This window comes from Oceanobacillus sp. FSL W7-1293, assembly GCF_037969815.1.
Taxonomy (GTDB): domain Bacteria; phylum Bacillota; class Bacilli; order Bacillales; family Amphibacillaceae; genus Oceanobacillus; species Oceanobacillus oncorhynchi.
In genome coordinates this window covers 1,867,936-1,888,269 of sequence record NZ_CP150212.1, presented here as the reverse complement: position 1 = coordinate 1,888,269, position 20,334 = coordinate 1,867,936, and the positions used below count along the sequence as shown (strand labels likewise).

The following is a 20,334-nucleotide window of genomic DNA, read 5'->3' as shown; positions in this document are numbered from 1 at the left end:
TCACCTCAAAATAAAAAGTATCGTTGCCCCATTGCCACCTCTTTCAGCGGTTCACAGGTTATGACTTCACCGTCCACTTTTACTTCATATGTTTCCGGGTCCACATCAATGGTTGGTGTCTTATCATTCAGCTTCATATCTTTCTTCGTCAGATTACGAATGTTTTTTACAGGCAGCACCGTTTTCTCTAAACCCAGCTCTTCCTTTATCCCCTTTTCATAGGCTGCGGTGGATACAAATGTTAAGGAAGTTCGTTGCATTGCTTTCCCATGCGCTGCAAACATCGGGCGATAAATAACCGGCTGTGGTGTTGGAATCGATGCATTGGCATCCCCCATCACACTTTCAATAATCGAGCCGCCTTTTACAATCAATTCTGGTTTCACACCGAAAAATTCCGTTGGCCAAACAACCAAATCAGCATATTTCCCAGCCTCTACCGACCCGACATACTCGGAAATACCATGGGTAATCGCCGGGTTAATCGTATATTTTGCAATATAACGTTTTACTCTATTATTATCTGCAGTTTCTGTATCTCCCTCAAGTATACCGAGCTGTTTTTTCATTTTATCCGCTGTCTGCCAAGTTCTTAAAATAACCTCGCCAATCCGCCCCATTGCCTGTGAGTCGGAACTGAGAATGCTGAGTACACCCATATCATGCAGAACATCCTCAGCAGCAATTGTTTCTTTGCGGATACGAGAGTCAGCAAACGCTACATCCTCCGGTATCGACGGACTTAAGTGATGGCAAACCATCAGCATATCGACATGCTCTTCAATCGTGTTGACCGTATAAGGCATGGTCGGATTGGTAGAGGAAGGAATCACGTTTGGATATTGTGCTGATTTGATAATATCCGGAGCATGCCCACCGCCCGCGCCTTCTGTATGATACATATGAATTACGCGGTCTTTCAGTGCTGCCATTGTATTTTCAACAAATCCGCCTTCATTTAAGGTATCTGCATGCAGCGCCACCTGTACATCGTATTTATCGGCGGCCTCCAACGCATGGTCAATCGCAGAAGCAGTCGCTCCCCAATCCTCATGTACTTTTAAACCGATTGCTCCGGCTTCGATTTGCTCTGCCAGCGGCTCCATCGAAGCAGCCTGTCCTTTCCCTGTATATCCAATATTCACCGGATAATCTTCTGCAGCCTCCAGCATCTTATGAATATTCCATTTCCCCGGTGTAACGGTTGTTGCTTTTGAACCGGAAGATGGTCCTGTGCCGCCGCCAATCAATGTTGTTAAACCAGATGCAAGCGCCGTTTCAATCTGCTGCGGTGAAATAAAATGAACATGGGCATCGATTCCGCCGGCAGTCACAATTTTTCCCTCCGCTCCAATAATATCAGTCGCTGCGCCTATGGTAATATCGACGTCATTCATCACCAGTGCATTACCACTCTTGCCGATTCCGCATATTTTGCCGTCTTTAATGCCGAGATCCGCTTTATAAATCCCTGTGTAGTCTAATATAATTGCATTTGTCAATACCGTATCGGCAGCTTCATCATTTAAAGCAAGCGGATTTTGCCCCATGCCATCCCGGATGACTTTTCCTCCGCCAAAAACAACTTCATCCCCATACGAAGTATAATCCTTTTCAATTTCAATGATGAGATTTGTGTCAGCTAACCTCACTCGATCACCTGTTGTAGGTCCGTACATTTCTGCATATTGTCTTCGGGGAATATTATAAGCCATTTACTTTCTCCTTCCCGACGCTTCCATCTGTCATATTATTAAATCCATATATCTTTCTCTCTCCGGCAAAGTCTACCAGCTCCACCGTCTTTTCATCCCCCGGCTCTAGACGGACCGCAGTTCCTGCTGGAATGTTCAACCTTTTGCCAAAAGCGGTATCCCTGTCAAACTTTATCTGTGTATTGATTTCATAGAAGTGAAAATGTGATCCAACTTGTACTGGGCGGTCTCCTAAATTAATGACGGTTACTTTCGTTGTATCTCTTCCTTGGTTAATTTCTATCGTCCCTTCTTTTGGCAGCACTTCTCCTGGTACCATCGAAATCCCTCCTATTTAATTGGATGATGCACAGTTATCAGCTTTGTTCCATCTGGAAACGTTGCTTCTACCTGAACATCCTTAATCATTTCAGGTACCCCTTCCATGACATCTTCCTCCGTAAGTATGGTTGTACCAAAGCGCATTAATTCAGCAACACTTTTGCCATCTCTTGCGCCTTCCATTAATTCATAAGTAATCAGTGCAACACTTTCCGGATGGTTTAATTTTAAACCTCTGTCCTTTCTTCTCCTTGCAAGGTCAGCGGCAACAACAACCATCAGCTTATCCGTTTCTCTTGGCAGCAGATTCATCAGCTTCCCTCCTTGATTTACTTGATGATGCATCATTTAAAAAATCATCTCGTTATTCCCAATAGTTCGATAATTATTGTGATGCAAACTGGTCTCCTTAACCCAGCATTGAAGAATAGATTAAATCACCGGTTTCGACTTATCTCATTTTTTGAATAACTTCATATGTTATATTATCTAACATATGAAGTTATGTTAATTATCATAAGAGTTATATTATAAAAATGCAAGTCTTTTAACTAAATTGGTTTTGAATAATTTCTACGGAAGGTACAAACACACTGATATATCTACAAAAATAAACCAGATTCTATATTGTTTATTTCGCAATAGAATCTGGTTTATTTATTAAATCGTTGAGTGAATTTCATAATTCAAAGCCCTTGTGTCCCAAGCTTTTTGAAACATAAAAAAAGAAGTACCTCCCCAAATCTTGTATAATGGTAGTTACCCAGAAAACCATAAAAAGACTGGAGGAGTACTTCTTATGACCATTATACGACAACCGAGTCTATTTGGCATCCAAGAATTATATGACATGGAACCTACCCAAAAATATGAAGCGATTATTTCAGCGATTGATCTGGATCGTATTTATCATGCGATTAATAAGAAATCCCGGCTTGGAGCGCCTGTTGAGCTAAATTATGCAGGGATGATTATTTCCTTTTTTATTCGCTACATCGAGCGTATCCCAACCATCAAAGACTTAATCAAGCGTCTAAATGATGACTTTATCTTTAAAATGAACTGCGGATTTCTTGTTTCCGATTCTACACCATCAGAAGCTGCTTATTCCCGCTTGGTAACGAAATTGAGTGAATCAGATATTTTAGAAAAATCCTTCGAAAGCGTAACGCTGGCAGCCGTCACCGAAGGGTTTATTGTCGATGAAGTCATTGCCATTGATGCAACCCATTTTGAAGCACGAGATAAGGCACCTGCCAAAAAAGAAGAAAAATCAGAAACTACGCCAAAAAAGCGCGGACGCAAATCCAAAGAAGAACGCGAACAGTACCTTAAAGACCAAGCGGAAAAGGAAGCAAACCTGCCATTGTATGAAAAGAAAATCGAAGCACAGTTAGACGTTCCGTTAGACATCTTGCGTGCAGAAGTGCCAATAGCCCCCAAATGGGGTGTGAAAAAGAATGCAGATGGTAAAAATGAATACTGGTTTGGCTATAAAGCCCACCTCGCAGTTGGTGCATCCAGCCAATATATTCTGCAATCTTTGTTTTCATCTGGCAGCTTAAATGATGGGAAAGCCGCTATTGCCCTATTGAAGGGAATGGATCAACGACTTCCGCTTACGTCTGCTTCTTACCAGACATTGGATGCGGGTTATGATTTTGAACCGATTTATGAACAGATTCATCGCATGTGTCAACAGTCTGTCATTGCCTATAATAAGCGCAATGAAGGCGAAATGATCGGGTTTGATAAGGATTTTGCCCCAACCTGTTTGCGAGAACATTCCTATAAATATGACAGCTTTGATCCGAAATACGAAACATTGAAATATACCAGACCAAAGGAATGCAGCGACTGTCCCCTTGCGAATGAAGGTATCTGTCAAAAAGTGTATAAAATCAAGATAACTACCGATTTAAGAAGGTATACCGCACCAGCACGAGGATCAAAAGCTTGGAAAAATATTTTCAAACAACGGACAGCAGTAGAACGTGTTAATGCTTATCTGAAAGAGTTCTATCAGCTAAACAATGTTCGTTATCGCACTGGAAAGCGTGCAAAAGTTCATTTTGACATGGTCGCTTTGATTTATAATGCTTCCAAATTAGCTGCTGATCGCATCCAAGCAGAGCTTATTCAGCAACAACAAGCGCATAATTTTTGTTTTTAAAAATACACTTTCGAAAATTCGGTTCGTCTTTGTATTTTTAAAAAGAGCAATTATGAAATTCATTCCGTTATGAAAAAAATTTATGATGAAGCATATAAAACGCAATTTCATTCAGTGGGAGTTTTCAACGCACAAATGTTTCCGATGGGGTGAGTAATCGCAGCCCCAGGAGATTGCGAACTTAGTCTACTGTTTTTCTCTCACTGCGTTAGCCTAAGTGATTCAGGAAGTTAGCTCATCTGATTTCACGCCTTAATAAATTTATTTTTACGTTTGATTTTGACGGGAGTTTTACGGACAGTTTTCTAAGATAAAAATTATACTTTGAAATAAGACCGGGCGTGAAGTGAACATAATCGATTATACTCCCCATTCCATTATTCCCGGCATTTTCATATCACTTATCAAACCAATAAGCCAAAAACTTAAACTCACCCCATTCTTTATATAGCTGCTGCAATTGTGATTTAGGTGGAAGCTCACCAGCGAAATATTTATTTTTTACATGCTTTTTAAATTCGCTGTCTACTGGCAAAAAGTCGTATCTTCCTAATAACATTAAAATAATGCTGAGTGCATAAGGTCCGACGCCTCTAATTTCTTTCAGCTCGTGAACGACATCTTCAGTCGGCATTTCTGGATTGGTAAGTTCCTCTAAGTCATATACACCATTACATATGTTTAATGCAAGATCATAAATATAATCACTTCGATAGCCTAATTTGATGCTTTTATTTAAAAAGATTTTATCTTTCTTTAAAACTGCTTCTGGTGCAGGAAAAGTAAATAATTCCGACTCATTCGAGTATCTTTCTCCTAAATGACTCACAAAATTCGTTGTCATGGCAATGGTCCGGCTCCAGGTCGTATTGGTTGTGAAAATCGTCTTTACAATATCTTCAAAGATGCTTGGGGAGCGTAAAAGTCTTCCTTTATTTTCCACTACGATTTCCTGCATATTCTGGTCAGCGCTGCACATTTGATAAAAAGCACGAAAATCCTCATCTAAACGAAACATCCAGTTAACCTTGCGAACAATCTCTTCACTTTCTTTTCTCGTTAACGTTTGCTTATCCCCTGTTTCTACCATTAATTTATTTTGATTCTGTGTTATATGCAGCAGAACGATTTTGCCAGTCGAAAGCGCTTCTACCCTTTTTAAAACACTTCTGTCATCGTTAGCTTGAAAAGGCGGCAGTAAATACCATCCGTGATCGGTAACAGCAGCTTTAAAATTGAATTGTTTTGGCAGTTCAATAGCATTTCTCAACACGATTTCCTCCTGTCTAAAAACTATTATTTTATATAGGGGGGGCAAAACCTCTAGTCTAGTTGTAAAAAAGGAGTGGAACCAATATAACGAAACTTCACGCAGCGGGAGTTTTGTTCTTCTTCATGATAAACAACGCATCACCGTATCTCCAAATGATCGGACATCCGATAAATAATCATACCCTTCAGGTGACCCGAAGCTGTTAAACATCCGTACAGCTACTATATTTTCCTGTGGAATCACTAATAACGTTACTCCTGTATATCCCAGTATCTGATACGACCCTTTAGGAACGCTTTGCCCAATTTCTGTTTTTTCAGCCGGTAAGTCTTTCACAAACCAAAAAAAGCCATTTTGCGGAAGGTTTTTATCTATCGTTGATGGGCTTTGTACCGTTGCAGCCATCTGTATTATTTCTTTCGGTATCATTTGTTTTCCATATAGATAGCCTTTCTTAAGGTGTACATAGCCCCAATATGCCAATTCACGTGCAGATACATACATATTCATTTTGTTGCCTTCCGTGCTTTCACTAACATTCCAATTTTTATCAGACTCATCTCCAAGAATCACATCCACAAGCTTCTCCTGTTTTCGCGCATACCAGTTGGATTCATTAAATTCGAAAGGATTAAAAACCTGTTCATGAACAATTTCAGATACCGTTTTACCGGTAGTTTGTTTTACAAGCTCCGTTAATACATCTATTCCAACCTGTCTATATGACCAATTTTCCCCTGCAGGAAATTCCCGAAATACCGTACCTTCTTTTTTATGTAAACCATGTGCATGGGTTAATACATGCCTTATTGTTGTATCCTTCCATATATCTTCATCAAGTCCAGGAAAATAATGCAGTATCAAATCATCTATGCCTTTAATTTTCCCATAATAGACTGCGTACGCCACAGCAAATCCAATATAGCTTTTCCTCACAGAGGCTACATGAAATTGGGTATCTTCCTGAACTATTCTTGAACCTGATTTGTTTGATTGGCTTCCAAAATAGTCTTCTAATACTACTTTATCGTTGTGAATTACAAAAGCAGCAGCTCCGGAGCAGGTTACCTTTTCCGCTGTATTTAGGATATGTTCTGTTATAGGAACAAAATCTTTATTCTTTTTTGAGCTGAGAAACATTGTATCCCCCCTGTCTGTCGAATATCCATTATTTTTTAGGTGAATTGCATTCCTCTCAATTCAATTAAATCATTAATCACAACATCTGCTTGCGAAAGCTCTTCTTCTTTCGCAAAATCAAAGCTGCATCCTACAGCAGTCAATCCATTATCTTTTGCCGCTTTAATGTCTGATATCCGGTCTCCAACCACTACCGCTTCCTCTATTCCATATGTCGTTAAAATAGTTTTGACCAAATCAGATTTACTAAATGATTCGATTTGTTCAATACTATAAGTCTCTGAAACCCAGTCATCTAAATGATAATAATCCACAATCGCTTTTAAATAGGCTGGTACTCCATTACTGGCGATAAATACGGTATACCCATCCTTTAATAAAAACTCAAAAATATTCTGTACATTCGGATATAATGCACCATTTCCGTTTTTTATATTTTCAATTAATCTATCTTGAAAATAATCATTGATGTGCTCCCTTTCCTTCACAGAATGATTCGGCAGTAAAGTTTCCCATACTACCGGCAATGGAACTCCCATAATTTCCCGGAACTTATCAATTGGGATGGCGCCTTCCCATTTCCCTAAAGAAGCTAAATAGGTAAACGTATCTTCTAATGACAATTCTAAAATTTTATCTGTTTGAAATAATGTTCCGTCCATATCAAAAATTACTGATTTCATTCTTCCCCACCTCTTTAATACGGAATAAAAATCCCTTTTAATTTATTTTTATATCTTTCTACCTTCTTTATTTTCTTGAAAGTAATCAGAGATAACAATGCAACAGCGATTAGCGTCCACTCATGCGTTTCTCCTCTGTTATCTATAATCTTCATTAGAATCATCACTCCTTGATTTTGACTTTCACAGTAAGATATTTTCATCAATATACATTACTTGTATTCTTCTAATTTTCCAACATAATCTCAAAATCTTTCACAAAAACAGCATTCCCGGTAATTTGAATATCATATGACTCCCCATTCTTAGAAACCTGAACACCTACCCTGCCATCTTTACCAATTTCATGTCCCTGCTCCACCACAAGCTTCATCACATCTTTCCTATCTTCCTTTATGAAGTCAGCATAATAAGCACCCATTACTCCCGACGCTGTTCCTGTTACTGCATCCTCTACAGTACCTGAAAATGGAGAAGAGAAGTGCCTTGCATGCATATCCGCATCTGTATCATACGTTTCGATACAAAATGGATGTACAGACGATTTAGGCATCTCCTTTAAAATTGCAGGAAAATCTTTATTCTTTGGTTTCATTTTACGAAAAGCTTCTAAATTATTTATTGGAATCAGCAGTGTCCAAGCACCTGTGCTTCCATAAAGAATTGGTAAGTTATCATGTATATCCGATTCCTCTATCCCAATTGAATGAGCTAAATCTATTTTAGAGCCATGGAACGCTACAAATTCCGGTGCAGCCTGGTTCATTGTTATCGTTATTTCTTTTTCAGCAGCAGAATCAAGCCTTACTGGTAAAATCCCTGCTTTAGTTTCAATCGTTAATTCTCTTTTATCTCCGAACAGTCCTTTTGTTTTTAACGCATACACCGTTGCCATCGTCGCATGACCGCATAAATTCATTTCATGTCCTGGCGTAAAAAAACGTATCCCTAAGTCTGCTGTTTCTGATTTAACTGGAAATGCCGTTTCATTGAATCCTACTTTAAATGCGACTTCCTGCATTTGCTCATCTGTCAGCTCATCCCCATTTAAAACAACTCCAGCAGGGTTTCCTTTATTCGGCACCTTACTAAATGCATCATAATGATATACTGTGACCGATTTCATGCTATGTCCCTCCCGTAATCATATTAAAATTCCCGATGAAAAATCTTAATATTTATCGGGAATTTTAATGTGCTGTTTTGCTTACATTCTCCTATTTGTTATAAACTGGCTCTACTTTGCTCAATGCGACGCCAGCCTTTCCAAAACGAAGGAAGATGCAAGCTGGCATCAATAGAATAAAAGCGCCGATCATCAAAGCAATTTTTTCCGTAAATAATTCCGGAATAGCTCCCGCTAAAAAAGTTCCCAGTATGGAAAATAGTCCGCCAATAACATAGGTGGAGCTCCTCACTCTTGTTAAGAATTCATCTGGCGTAATCCCCTGGTGAACAGCACCTTGCACAATAAAAGCCATAGATAGCGCACAATCAAAAACAGCCATCCCAAAACACATCATAATAAAAACGTTTGTTGCTGTAATCATTAATATTCCTATCCCTGAGATAATCAGCAAGAAACTCATCAGCAACACCCAATTTAGATTTTTAAATTTATTGATCAAAAAGATGCCAACGATGTTACCAATCCCAGCACTTGATAGCAAAATACCAATGAACCCTTCAGCCAACTCTAATGTAATCCGAGCGTAAAAGATTATAGTTAATGTAATAAATATCGTTGTGAAAGCTAATATTGCCATGGCTATTGTGCTAATCAGCTGTTGTGGATTAGAGATTAAAATCTTCAATCCAGCGATGGACCTTCTTAAAAACACGCTCCATTTACTTTTTTGCAGCTCTTCCGTCTCTGTCCCTATAAAACCTTCTTTATTACGAATAAAACCAATCAACAGGCAGAAAGAAGAGATAAAATCCCGCAAATAAGCAACGTTAATACCGAGCCTGTTTTTGCTAATAATATTCCACCCAACGCAGGGCCGATGACAGTAGCAATAGCATCAGCTGCTTCAATATTTGTATGTGCTTTTAACAGATTTTCTCTGCCGGCAATGGCAGGAATCATTGAAGTAAACGCTGTTCTGCTAATTAAGGCAAGTAACCCCATTACGAACAGCAAGGAAGCAATAATTACTGCATTGACATTCTGTGTTGCCAGAAGAAACGCGAGCATAAAAATGCCTATTCCATATAAAAAATGACAAGAAGATGCAATTCTGACCTTATTCTTCGTTTCTACCCATGTTCCGATTGGGATGGCAAATAGAACCGTACCCAATTGCTGAGACAAAGCGACAAGGGCTGTAACCAGCGGCGAACTGGTTAGACCTAATACAACTAAAGGAATCAACAGCTCTCTAAACCTTCCATTTAAAATAGAAAGAAACTCTGAACCCCACATCCGTCTAAAATCTTGGTTAATGAGTATCGATTTCAATTTAATTCTCTCCTCTTTAAGGGAGATATACTGCTTTCAGGAAATGCATGAAAAAGATTCCTATCTGCGTATAACTGACATTCCTACCCGCCATAGTGCTTATTCCGTTTTGTAGATATCTCCCTGCTTCATCATTCCGTTGCAGATATGAAGAGAGATTGTTAAATTGGACAATCCATTTTATATAGCTCCTTATTTATTTTCTTTACACGCCCATGCATCTATCTCTACTTTAAATTGTGGACCGGCCAGCCCGGCAATAAAGACCATCGTTGTACAAGGAAGGTGATCCCCTAAAAATTCGCCAATTGCTTCTCTTCTTCTATCCGCATCCATTTCCCCGACAATATAAAAAACAAGCTTCGTCAGGTTTTCTACGTCCATATCCGCTTCCTGTAAATTGATGCGAATGTTTTCAAAGGCCATTTTTAATTGCTCCACGGAATCCTCTGAGACATTGCCTTCCACATCCATCCCTAACTGGCCCGACAAATTTAACCACCGTATGTCTCCGGAAGCTTCGATTTGATGACTATACGGAGCTAATGGTTTATGTACATTCTTTGGATTTCTGGATTCTATCACTTTCATTCCTCCTGCTATTCTATTATTTTTTTATTAGCATATCGATTTGCAGATTAATTATTATCTCGCGCATTTATCTGATAACATCAAGAGGAAAGCTTATTTAATAAAGCGTTCCCCTCTATCTTTTTAACAGTCTTCTAATCAGATAAATAACAAGGACAACAGCTATCACCGTAATAATCATCCCTGGTATTCCGATATTTCCCATCATCTATTAGTCCCCTTTTTTATTTCAATATGATTTAATTGTAAGAATTTTATATATTCTGTTCTTTCATGTTAACATATTCCTAGATGTTGTTGTAATTAGCTGGGAAAATACATTCTAAGAAATCTCAATATCCTTAAAACCTTCCAGTATATTTGAATATATTTTTCAATATTCACTCCCATCCTGAAGTAAAAACAATATGCTCCGCACTGTCTAAACTTAGGTGACGCACCAGCCCGCTTTTTTCTGCAACCCTTAAAGAAGGTATGTTAGATGGACGAACTCTCGATATGATTGGTAATTCAGAAAGGTGTTCACGAGCTAAATACACAGAATATCTGGCTACCTCCGCAGCATATCCTCTTCCCCAAACCTTTGGTGAAAATCTATAGTACAAGTTTAACACTTCGCGCCCTTGCCAATTTATATTTCTTACGCCTCCAATTCCTATTACATCCGAGCCCTTTCGCTCAGAAATCATCCAATAACCGTACCCATGCGTTATCCAGTCCTTATTCCAAAGTTCTATCTTTTCCAGAGCTTCCTCTATGTTTTTCATTGGTCCAGACGGCCGGTATGTATTTGTTTTGGGATCTCCTTCAATCTCAAGGACAGCATAAGCATCTGCTTCTGATGGCTTTCGAAGAATTAGATTTTCTGTTTTTACTTGTTCAAAGACTTTTTTGATTAAAGCATTCATTATAAATCCCTCTCTTCTTTATACAGTATATTGGTTTTTAAAATTCTAATTATTTAAATTGAAATGAAATGATACCATTATGTCCTCTTTATTTTTTTATTACCTCAAGCTGATATTAATTGCTCCCATATTAAAAGGCTATTTAACAAAGAAAGACCTGTGCCCATCTTTTACATAGCACAGGTCTTTCTAGACAGATTAGAAAATCTGACGTTCTTATTATCACACCGACTGTATCGCTTCTTCAACAGCTGTCTGTCCGCCTACTGCACGAAATCTCTTGCCGATGGTTGTATCATTTTTCAAGCTGGTATAAATTACTTTCGCAATATCTTCCCGAGGGACTTCTCCACGTTCCACATTGGCTCCAAGATTTACTTGATTGGTGCCAGGTTCATTCGTTAATAGTCCTGGATGAATAATGGTATAGTCTAAATCGGAGTTTAACAGCCACTCATCTGCATAGTGTTTCGCTACGACATAAGGTGCAAACGATTCAGGGGCTGATTGAATAGCTTCACGGCTGGTATCAAACGAACTAATCATGACAAAACGTTTAACATTCGTCTGTTCTGCCGCTTGAATGGTTTTCACCGCTCCATCCAAATCAATCATCAGGGTTTTATCCTTTCCAGTTTTCGGACCGGAACCAGCTGTGAATACGACCGCGTCCACACCCTCTGCTGCATTAGCAATTGCATCGACTTCATCCTCTAAGTTAACAATGGCCGTTTCCGCACCTAAATCTTTAAAATAATTCGCTTGTTCTTCCTTGCGAATCATCGCACGTGCCTGATCCCCATTGTCTTGAATCAGCTTGACCAGATGCTTCCCTATTTGTCCATTTGCTCCAACTACTAAGATATTCAACACACTCACCCTTTCTTTTTGCCTTCTCCCTATTTATTGTAAAGGTTTCAGAATGAGATGTTAAATAATTGGATTGTGTAGAAGAGCTGGCTGGGTAGTCAGCGTGATTTACATCAATAGTTTAAAAGGCTTCTTTCATCCTAAAATATTAAAATAAACATGAAGACATACAGTGGCCAATCTTCCATATTGGGCTTACAAAGAACGATGCGGCAGCTGATATAAGCTATGATTTCTTATTCACTATTAATATCCTTTAAATTCAGGTGTCCTTTTTTCCGAAAAAGCACTTAACCCTTCCCGGAAATCATGTGATTGCGTATGATTTTTAAGCGCCAGTAATTCTTGCCTTAGTGCTGTATCCAATGATTGATCCAATCCGTCTTTTACCAGCCTTTTTATTTCACTTAAAACAAGCGGGCTTTTAGCGGATACTTTATCTGCAATTCTTTGTGCAGCTGTTTCAAGTTCTTCGGCAGGTACTATCTCATGGATAAACCCATACGCTTTCCACACTTCAGCAGGCAGCATATCCCCTGTAAGCAGCAGATATTTCGCACGATTTATTCCAATTTCTTTTGGCAATCTGACAGCTCCTCCTCCGCCAGGAAGTACGCCAAAATTAGCATGACCATCTCCTATTTTTGTGTTTTCGGAAGCAATAACTATATCTGCTGTCATTGCAAGCTCTAAACCGCCGGCAAGGGTAACACCATTTAATGATACGATAAGCGGTTTGGATAAATGATTTAATTTGGTAAAAAGTTCTTCCGCATAATCTAATAGACCCTTTTCTCCATCTGGCTCTTTATCCAAATCATCTAAGAGTTCTTTTAAATTGGCGCCTGCACAGAATGCCTTTCCTTTTCCAGATAATACAATTACCCGAATTTCATTATTTAACTCAATCTCTTCAAGTACTTGCGTGAACTCTGTAATTAGTTTTTTCGATAAAGAATTCATTTCATTAGGTCGATTTAGATATATCCAGGCAGTTTGCTGTTTTTTTTCAAAAATAATTTCTTCATAACTCATGCGGCATAAACCCCTTTCTGTTTTATCTCTTATACTTCAAGAAACTAAACGATCAATAATTGAATCTTGTTTAGTTTTGTCCCATCAATAAATCCTGGTATTCATCTTTTAAAGAGCGCTTTAATAATTTTCCTGCCGAGGTTAAAGGTAAGTCATTTCGAAAAACAATATGCTTTGGCAATTTATAACCGGACAGTGTTGTTTGACAATACTGTATGATTTCTTCTTCTGTAATTATAGCTCCATCTTTTAATACAACTGCAGCTACTACGGATTCTCCCCATTGTGGATGAGGAACACCGAAAACAGCACATTGATTTATATCAGGATGCTGACTTAACGTGTTCTCTACCTCCTGGCTGGAAACATTTTCCCCGCCTGTTTTCACAATATCTTTTTTTCGATCGGCAAAATAATAATTGCCTTGTTCATCACGAATTAGAACGTCTCCAGTATGATACCAGCCATCTCGAAAAGCCCTGCTATTTGCTGCTTCATTATTATAATAACCAATGACGACTACGGGACCTCTTGCTATCTGTTCTCCAGGTACTCCATCAGGCACTTCATTTCCATTTTCATCAATTAATTTAATCTCGCTGCCTGTATGCATCACCCTTCCAACGTATCTTCCGTCCCCATTCGGAACTTCATCCCATGTTTTAAACCAGCTCCCTGTCAAAGGGGTTGCCGTCGTTTCACTAGAGCCTTGTATCGTAAAAAATTTTGCATCCGGAGCTATTTTATTCCATCCAACCACCATACTTTTAGGAATCGTACTGGACCACGTAATTAATTTGCGAAGATAAGATAAATTAAATCCGTCAGAAATCCCTAATATCCCCAAATATAGAGTTGGCGGCAGAGCAGTGAATGTAATTTTATATTTTTCAATTAACTCTGCCATTTGCGCCGGTACAGGTGTCTCCGTCATAATGATGGTTATGCCGACCATATTGCTATTTAACAAAAAGGTAAATCCCGCCATATGAATCAAAGGTAACGATAAGAGTATATTGTCTTCAGGCTGAAACGTACCTGCTGCCATATAGGCGTAATTTGCATGAAAAAAATTTCTATGGCTTACCATGACACCTTTGGGTGCAGACTCCGTCCCACTTGTATAAAAAAGAGCTAAAACATCTTCATCATATAGTTCTAATTCTGGTTCTTCTTCACTTCCATTTTGCAGCTGGCTAAAATCCTCCCAGTCATCAGGAACTTCCGTTGTACGAATGCCATAAAATTTTTCAATTCCAGTTAATTGATCCGCAACCGATTGCACCAAGTCGATATGATTTTTGTCCACAAAGAACATGCGAGGCTGTGAAGATTGCATAAGCTGACTTATCTCATTCGCTTTCAACATAAAGTTCAGTGGCATATACCAGGCTCCAATTTTTGCTAGAGCATAGGATAAAACAACAACCTCCGGACTGTTTTTCCCCATTACAGCAATCCTGTCCCCTTTTTGAATTCCTGCCTCTAATAGTGAATGTGCCACTTGATTAACTTGTTTATTCAATACGTCGTAGGTATACTTCGTCTGTTCTCCATCTGCACTATAGTAAATCAATGCGGGTTTACTTGGATACCGGTTACTCGCCCTTTTTAAGCCATCTCCTATAATCGACCTTGATCCAAAATTTGTATTCGTCATTTTTTCCCTCCTCATAATTTGAATAAAACAATCTTCTAATTTCAAACCGGCCGTACTTAATATCCATGAAAAATAGGGCTTCTTTTTTCGTTAAATGCCTTTTTTCCTTCTTTAAAATCTTCTGTTTGAAAGATACTGGCTTGTCCAAGCGCCTCCATTTCTAAAATACGCTCCAATGAGGAATACGGCGCTTGATGAAGAATGCTTTTTGCTAGTCCTAATGCTCTTGTTGGTCCATTTGCTAAGGATATGGCCAGCTCTTTCCCCTTCTCTCTGGACCTGCCTGCTGCCACAACTTCATTAATTAATCCGTAATCTAATGCTGTATTTGCAGAAAGCATTTTTCCCGTAAAAATTAATTCAGCTGCTTTATGCATCCCAATTTTTTGAGGCAGAAAGTATAACCCGCCCAGGTCTGGTAATGCGCCTACTTTTGCAAAAATCTCAGAAAAGCTTGCTGTCTCTTCAGCTATAATCATGTCACAAGCAAAAGCCAGATTACTGCCTGCTCCGACTGCCGGGCCATGTATCGCAGCAATCGTCGGCTTCTCCATATGATATAAACCTAATACTGCTTCATGCCCTTTCTGCAAAAATTCTTTTACTTCTGTTACGTTCGTTTCATCCATACCAAAATCCTTCAAATCACCTCCTGCGCAAAATCCTGTTCCTTCGCCATATAGTAATACCGCACGAATCGATGAATCTCTTTTTGCTTCATTTACTGCTTCTGCCAGTTCAAATAGCATATCTGCATTTAATGCATTCAATCGATCCGGACGATTCAACACGATTTCTAAGACCCCTTGATCAAATGTTTTTTTGACATTGGCCACATTTCCACTTCCTTTAAATAACGAACTTTGAGCTTCATCCTTGTTCCATTCTTTTATATGAAATAACCACTCGATTGCAATTAATTCAATTTTCAAATATTAAAGTGTTTGGTACATTGTCACCACGCAAGCCCCGCCCAGTCCTAAATTATGCTGTAACGCAACCTGTGCTCCCTCAACCTGCCGCTTCCCTGCCTCTCCACGAAGGTGCCAAACAAGTTCCGTACATTGTGCCAGCCCTGTTGCGCCAAGAGGATGTCCTTTAGACATGAGACCGCCTGATGGGTTGACGACGATTTTTCCACCATAGGTATTATCCTGATTATGGATGAATTTCTCTGCTCCACCTTTTTCAACAAGTCCTAATCCTTCATACGAAATAACCTCATTTGGCGTAAAGCAATCATGCAATTCTACAACATCGATATCCTCTGGGCCGATACCCGATTTTTCATAGACTGCAGCGGCTGCTTTTTCTGTCATTTTAATTCCTACTAAATGCATATTATCGTTTTTCGTATCTGGCTTATCCGTTGTCATAGATTGAGCGGTTATTCTCACTGCCTTCCGGAGGTTATGTTTTTTTGCAAAGGCATCATTGCAAACAATAATAGCTGCTGCTCCACAAGTTGGCGGACAAGCCATCAGTCTCTTCAAACCTGGGTATACCTCTGGTGACTGCATTACTTCGTCCAGCGTGATACGATTGGTAAACAAGGAGTAAGGATTATGGACCGCGTGCTGTCTTGATTTAACAGCAACTTTTCCAAAGATATCCGGATTCGCTCCATATTTTTCAAGATACTCTATTCCGGCTGCGCCAAATACCTTTAAGGCAACTGGCCCATCTGGTAATTCTGGGTTTAATACATCAAACTGATCATAAAGCCATTGAAAGGGCGATGTACGATCTGACCAATTTTCCCCTAACGCTCCCGGCTGCATTTCCTCAAATCCAAATGCTAAAGCACACTCTGCTGCACCAGATTCCACTGCTTGACGCGCTAAAAAGAGTGCAGTGGATCCCGAAGAACAATTATTATTTACATTGATAATCGGAATCCCCGTCATACCAACACGATAAAGTGCGGTTTGGCCGCTTGTACTATCACCATATACATAGCTTGCGTAAGCTTGATCGACATCCGGCAGGCTGATACCCGCGTCTTTCAAGGCATTTGTTATTGCCTTTGAAGCCATAATTTCATATGGCTCATTTTTTCCCGGCTTTTCAAACTTTACCATATCCACCCCAATAACATTTGCATTATTTGTCATGTTACCGCCTCCTCACTGTTCCAGCTATGTTAAGCAAATTATCTTGGCGCCATCCGAATACCGCCGTCCAGTCGAATAACCTCTCCATTTATATACTCCTGTTCCATCAAAAATCCTGCTAGCTCTGCAAACTCGCTCGTTTTTCCTAAACGTTTTGGAAATTCAACACTTGCAGACAGCTTCTCTATTACCTTTTCAGACAAAACACTGGCCATTGGTGTCATAAATAACCCAGGAGCAATGGTGTTAACTCGTATCCCAAACTCTGATAAATCTCGTGATAATGGTAATGTCATTCCTGCTACACCAGCTTTACTTGCCCCATAAGCAGCCTGCCCCATCTGTCCATCGAATGCTGCGACAGAGGCTACATTAATAATCGCTCCTCTTTCTCCAGAATCTGTAACTTCCTCATTGTCTTTCATCACATTTGCAGCTAAACGCAATACATTAAAGGTTCCAATTAAATTTATTTCAACGACTTGCCTATATTTTTCTAATGGTAATACCCCCTTTCGACCGATTGTTTTACCCGGAGTTCCTACACCAGCACAATTTACACAAATATGAATCTTGCTAAAGGCCTCAAGTGCTGAATCAATTCCCTTTTGTACAGATTCTTCATCGGATACATTCACTTTTTGATAACGAACATTGCCTCCTAATTTCTCAACAACCTCATGAGCTTTTTCTTCATCTAAATCAAAGATAACAACCTTTGCTCCTTTTTCTACTAGCATTTCTACTGTTGCCAGCCCCAACCCCGAAGCTCCACCTGTAACGACAGCCACTTTCTCTTTTATTTTCATACCTTTCCGCTCCTTTTCAAGTGTTTTTTAACCAAATAATCCTTTTTGGGACAACTCCATGATTTCTTCTTCATTCCAGCCTGCATTTTTTAAAACTTGATTCGTATGTGTTCCGGTTTGTACTCCAGCATAGCGATATGAGGCCGGCTGACTAGAAAATTTAATGGGAAAAGCGATCTGATTCTGTGTACCTCCCTCCCATTTTGAAACCGGAACAATCATCTCACGCGCTTTTATTTGCGGATGGTCAACTGTTTCAGAGAATTTTAAAACAGGTTCAACGCATCCATCAAAATTATCACCTAGCATGGCAAGCCATTCATCAAATGTTTTTCCTTTAAATATGCTCTTCATTGCTTCCTTAAACTGGTTTTGCTCCTCTTCTTTTATGCTGCCGCTAAGATGGAGAAGCTGTGGATCGCCAAGTAAGTTACACAGCTCTTTTTGAAATTTTGGCTCAAGACTGCCAACGGAAAAATACCGCCCGTCTTTTGTTTCGTAAAAATCGTAAAAAGATCCCCCGTTAAGCATTAATGACTCTGGCTCTGGTTCCGTTCCACCTGCCAGATAGCCGGACCCATACAATGCATTGAAAGCATACATATTGTCCATAATACTTACATCTATATATTGGCCTTCACCAGTGTTCATTCGATGGTAAACTGCGGCTAAAATACTAATTACTGCCGGCATTGATCCGCCTCCGATATCAGCTGCTTGAAATCCTGCCGGGACCGGTGCCTGATTTTTTCGTGCTGAGTAACTGGCAGCTCCGGATAAAGCAAGATAATTAATATCATGCCCGGCCTTAGCTTGTAGAGGTCCCGTTTGCCCATACCCAGTAATAGAGCAGTAAATAATGCTTGGATTCGCTTGTTTCAAAGTTTCATAACCAATCCCCAGGCGGTCCATTACGCCTGGACGAAACTGCTCAATAATGATGTCATACTCATCAATCAGTTTCTTGACGATTTCTGTTGCCTCTGGCTGCTTTAAATCAAGCGTCATCGATTGCTTGGAGCGGTTGAGCTGTGCATAAACAGCTGAAACTCCCCCTTCCATCGGCGGAAGCTGCTTTATCATATCTCCCCTATGCGGTGATTCTACTTTTATCACGTCTGCCCCCATATCTGCGAGCATCATTGTCGCAAATGGACCTGGTAACAAGGTGGTAAAATCCAGTACTTTCATTCCATTTAAAATACCCAAGTGAGTTCCTCCCGCCAATAGCTAGTTAAATACATCCTTACTGATTATTTCTTTCATAATTTCTGATGTACCCCCGTAAATTCGCTGCACTCTGGCATCTACATACGCTCTTGAAATTGGATATTCCTTCATATAGCCATAGCCGCCAAAAAGCTGTAAGCATCCATCTACTATCCTTCCTTGCGCTTCTGTAGTTGAAAGCTTTGCAATACTTGCATCTGCAGTCGAAAGCTGATTGTTTTCTAATAATCTAAGGCATTGCTCTACAAAAGCACGATTAACTTTTGCCTCTGTTACCATTTCTGCTATTTTATGGCGAATTGTCTGAAGTTCATTTAAGTGTTTTCCAAAAGCTTCTCTTTCTTCGAGATATTGTATTGTAATAGTAAGTGCGCCCTCCATAGCTCCACATGCTCCAACAGCCAACGTAATTCGTTCTCTGGGCAGTTCATTCATCAATACAGCAAAGCCGGCGTCAACTCTTCCTACTATCCGATCGGATGAAACATTTACATCCTCCAGGTATAATTCCGATGTGTCTGCTGGATATAAGCCAATTTTGTTTAATTTTTTCCCTTTGATGACCCCTGGATCTGCCGCATCTACTATAAATAGACTTGTCCCCTTAGAAGCTTTCTCATTCGGATTTGTTCTTGCAGCGACAATGGCAAAATCAAAGGTTTGCCCGTTTGAAATAAATGTTTTGGAACCGTTGATAACATAGCCATCCATATCCTCTTTTTTCACTGCAGTAGTCTGGATTCCCTGTAAATCACTCCCAGCCCCAGGCTCTGTCATAGCAATTGCACTTATTAACTCCCCTGTAGCCATTTTAGATAAATAATATTTTTTCTGCTCTTCTGTTCCAGAATTCAAAATGTAATGAGCTATAATAATAGAATGGACTGATATATTAGTAGATACCGCACTATATCCCAGTCTGCTTAACTCATCAATAATTGTTACCGAAAAGGAAAACGGTCCCCCTAAACCGCCATATTGTTCTGGAACATCCACGCATAGGAAACCTGCCTCCCCTAATTTCCTCCATAATTCTCTTGGGATGATGCCGTCCTCTTCCCACTGCTCGTAATATGGCTCGATTTCTTTTTTTGCAAAAGCTTCAATTGATTTTTTTAGTAACAATATTTCTTCATCCACGTATTGTAATTGGTTCATTTTAAACACCTCCATTTTTACACTCATCTATTAAGAAGCAAAAATCATGCCAATTATTTTTCAGCTTCCTGCTGGCAATATTTACAGGGCATTGTTAATCATCGTTAACACTCGAACTGTTAACTGATAATTTTTGTTAACGGAATTATTTATATTTACTAATAATTTGGTACAATAAGAGAAACTATTTACT

General features: G+C 39.5%; 21 protein-coding genes. 1 reads left to right on the top strand and 20 read right to left on the bottom strand.

Annotation, left to right across the window (positions count from 1 at the left end):
• Window positions 1–5: 5 nt before the first annotated feature.
• Genes ureC through MKY65_RS09290 form a run of 3 tightly spaced genes read right to left on the bottom strand, consistent with a single transcriptional unit; the run spans window position 6 to window position 2,348 of the window.
• Entirely contained in the window at window positions 6–1,715 is a 1,710-nt protein-coding gene (ureC, locus tag MKY65_RS09300) for an urease subunit alpha (protein WP_339184189.1), read from the bottom strand.
• A complete protein-coding gene (ureB, locus tag MKY65_RS09295) occupies window positions 1,705–2,034 on the bottom strand; it encodes an urease subunit beta (protein ID WP_193064540.1) in 330 nt (109 codons plus the stop codon). The genes ureC and ureB overlap by 11 nt, the downstream gene beginning before the upstream one ends.
• An 11-nt stretch (window positions 2,035–2,045) precedes the next feature.
• On the bottom strand, window positions 2,046–2,348 hold the full coding sequence (locus MKY65_RS09290) for an urease subunit gamma (RefSeq protein ID WP_339185181.1): 303 nt from the start codon (window positions 2,346–2,348) through the stop codon (window positions 2,046–2,048).
• 487 nt (window positions 2,349–2,835) lie between these two features.
• Here MKY65_RS09290 and MKY65_RS09285 point away from each other — a divergent pair, with 487 nt between their 5' ends.
• Window positions 2,836–4,209, top strand: a complete 1,374-nt coding sequence (locus MKY65_RS09285; RefSeq protein ID WP_339181899.1) for a transposase — start codon at window positions 2,836–2,838, stop codon at window positions 4,207–4,209.
• Between the two features lie 397 nt (window positions 4,210–4,606).
• On the opposite strand, the gene MKY65_RS09280 is transcribed toward MKY65_RS09285, so the two are convergent.
• The 17 genes from MKY65_RS09280 to MKY65_RS09200 all read right to left on the bottom strand — a co-directional run bounded on the left by MKY65_RS09280 (window position 4,607) and on the right by MKY65_RS09200 (window position 20,141).
• On the bottom strand, window positions 4,607–5,479 hold the full coding sequence (locus MKY65_RS09280) for a hypothetical protein (protein ID WP_339184186.1): 873 nt from the start codon (window positions 5,477–5,479) through the stop codon (window positions 4,607–4,609).
• Between the two features lie 123 nt (window positions 5,480–5,602).
• Complete coding sequence (locus MKY65_RS09275) at window positions 5,603–6,622, bottom strand: serine hydrolase domain-containing protein (RefSeq protein ID WP_339184184.1); 1,020 nt, start codon at window positions 6,620–6,622, stop codon at window positions 5,603–5,605.
• Between the two features lie 35 nt (window positions 6,623–6,657).
• Complete coding sequence (locus MKY65_RS09270; protein WP_339184182.1) at window positions 6,658–7,305, bottom strand: HAD-IA family hydrolase; 648 nt, start codon at window positions 7,303–7,305, stop codon at window positions 6,658–6,660.
• 14 nt (window positions 7,306–7,319) lie between these two features.
• Window positions 7,320–7,460, bottom strand: a complete 141-nt coding sequence (locus MKY65_RS09265) for a hypothetical protein (protein ID WP_339184180.1) — start codon at window positions 7,458–7,460, stop codon at window positions 7,320–7,322.
• A gap of 71 nt (window positions 7,461–7,531) precedes the next feature.
• Window positions 7,532–8,431 carry a PhzF family phenazine biosynthesis protein gene (locus MKY65_RS09260; RefSeq protein ID WP_339184179.1) on the bottom strand — a complete coding sequence of 300 codons (900 nt, stop codon included), beginning with the start codon at window positions 8,429–8,431 and terminating at the stop codon, window positions 7,532–7,534.
• A 91-nt stretch (window positions 8,432–8,522) separates the two neighbouring features.
• On the bottom strand, window positions 8,523–9,119 hold the full coding sequence (locus MKY65_RS09255) for a hypothetical protein (protein ID WP_339184177.1): 597 nt from the start codon (window positions 9,117–9,119) through the stop codon (window positions 8,523–8,525).
• A gap of 98 nt (window positions 9,120–9,217) precedes the next feature.
• The gene (locus MKY65_RS09250; protein WP_339184175.1) at window positions 9,218–9,766 is read right to left on the bottom strand and encodes an MFS transporter; all 549 of its coding nucleotides are present in this window, start codon (window positions 9,764–9,766) and stop codon (window positions 9,218–9,220) included.
• Between the two features lie 192 nt (window positions 9,767–9,958).
• A complete protein-coding gene (locus MKY65_RS09245) occupies window positions 9,959–10,357 on the bottom strand; it encodes a RidA family protein (protein ID WP_339184173.1) in 399 nt (132 codons plus the stop codon).
• A 380-nt stretch (window positions 10,358–10,737) separates the two neighbouring features.
• Window positions 10,738–11,265, bottom strand: coding sequence for a GNAT family N-acetyltransferase (locus MKY65_RS09240; RefSeq protein WP_339184171.1), 528 nt, complete (start codon window positions 11,263–11,265; stop codon window positions 10,738–10,740).
• A 222-nt stretch (window positions 11,266–11,487) separates the two neighbouring features.
• A complete protein-coding gene (locus tag MKY65_RS09235; protein WP_339184169.1) occupies window positions 11,488–12,135 on the bottom strand; it encodes an SDR family oxidoreductase in 648 nt (215 codons plus the stop codon).
• Between the two features lie 246 nt (window positions 12,136–12,381).
• Window positions 12,382–13,170 (bottom strand): enoyl-CoA hydratase/isomerase family protein, encoded by a 789-nt coding sequence (locus tag MKY65_RS09230; protein WP_339184167.1) that lies wholly within the window; start codon window positions 13,168–13,170, stop codon window positions 12,382–12,384.
• A gap of 70 nt (window positions 13,171–13,240) precedes the next feature.
• Window positions 13,241–14,830 carry an AMP-binding protein gene (locus tag MKY65_RS09225; RefSeq protein ID WP_339184166.1) on the bottom strand — a complete coding sequence of 530 codons (1,590 nt, stop codon included), beginning with the start codon at window positions 14,828–14,830 and terminating at the stop codon, window positions 13,241–13,243.
• A gap of 56 nt (window positions 14,831–14,886) precedes the next feature.
• Window positions 14,887–15,666 carry an enoyl-CoA hydratase gene (locus MKY65_RS09220; RefSeq protein WP_339184164.1) on the bottom strand — a complete coding sequence of 260 codons (780 nt, stop codon included), beginning with the start codon at window positions 15,664–15,666 and terminating at the stop codon, window positions 14,887–14,889.
• A 99-nt stretch (window positions 15,667–15,765) separates the two neighbouring features.
• Complete coding sequence (locus MKY65_RS09215; protein WP_339184162.1) at window positions 15,766–16,944, bottom strand: lipid-transfer protein; 1,179 nt, start codon at window positions 16,942–16,944, stop codon at window positions 15,766–15,768.
• A gap of 38 nt (window positions 16,945–16,982) precedes the next feature.
• Complete coding sequence (locus tag MKY65_RS09210; protein ID WP_339184161.1) at window positions 16,983–17,753, bottom strand: SDR family NAD(P)-dependent oxidoreductase; 771 nt, start codon at window positions 17,751–17,753, stop codon at window positions 16,983–16,985.
• 27 nt (window positions 17,754–17,780) lie between these two features.
• The gene (locus tag MKY65_RS09205; RefSeq protein WP_339184160.1) at window positions 17,781–18,962 is read right to left on the bottom strand and encodes a CaiB/BaiF CoA-transferase family protein; all 1,182 of its coding nucleotides are present in this window, start codon (window positions 18,960–18,962) and stop codon (window positions 17,781–17,783) included.
• Window positions 18,963–18,983: 21 nt separating this feature from the next.
• Entirely contained in the window at window positions 18,984–20,141 is a 1,158-nt protein-coding gene (locus tag MKY65_RS09200) for an acyl-CoA dehydrogenase family protein (RefSeq protein WP_339184159.1), read from the bottom strand.
• Between the last annotated feature and the right edge of the window lie 193 nt (window positions 20,142–20,334).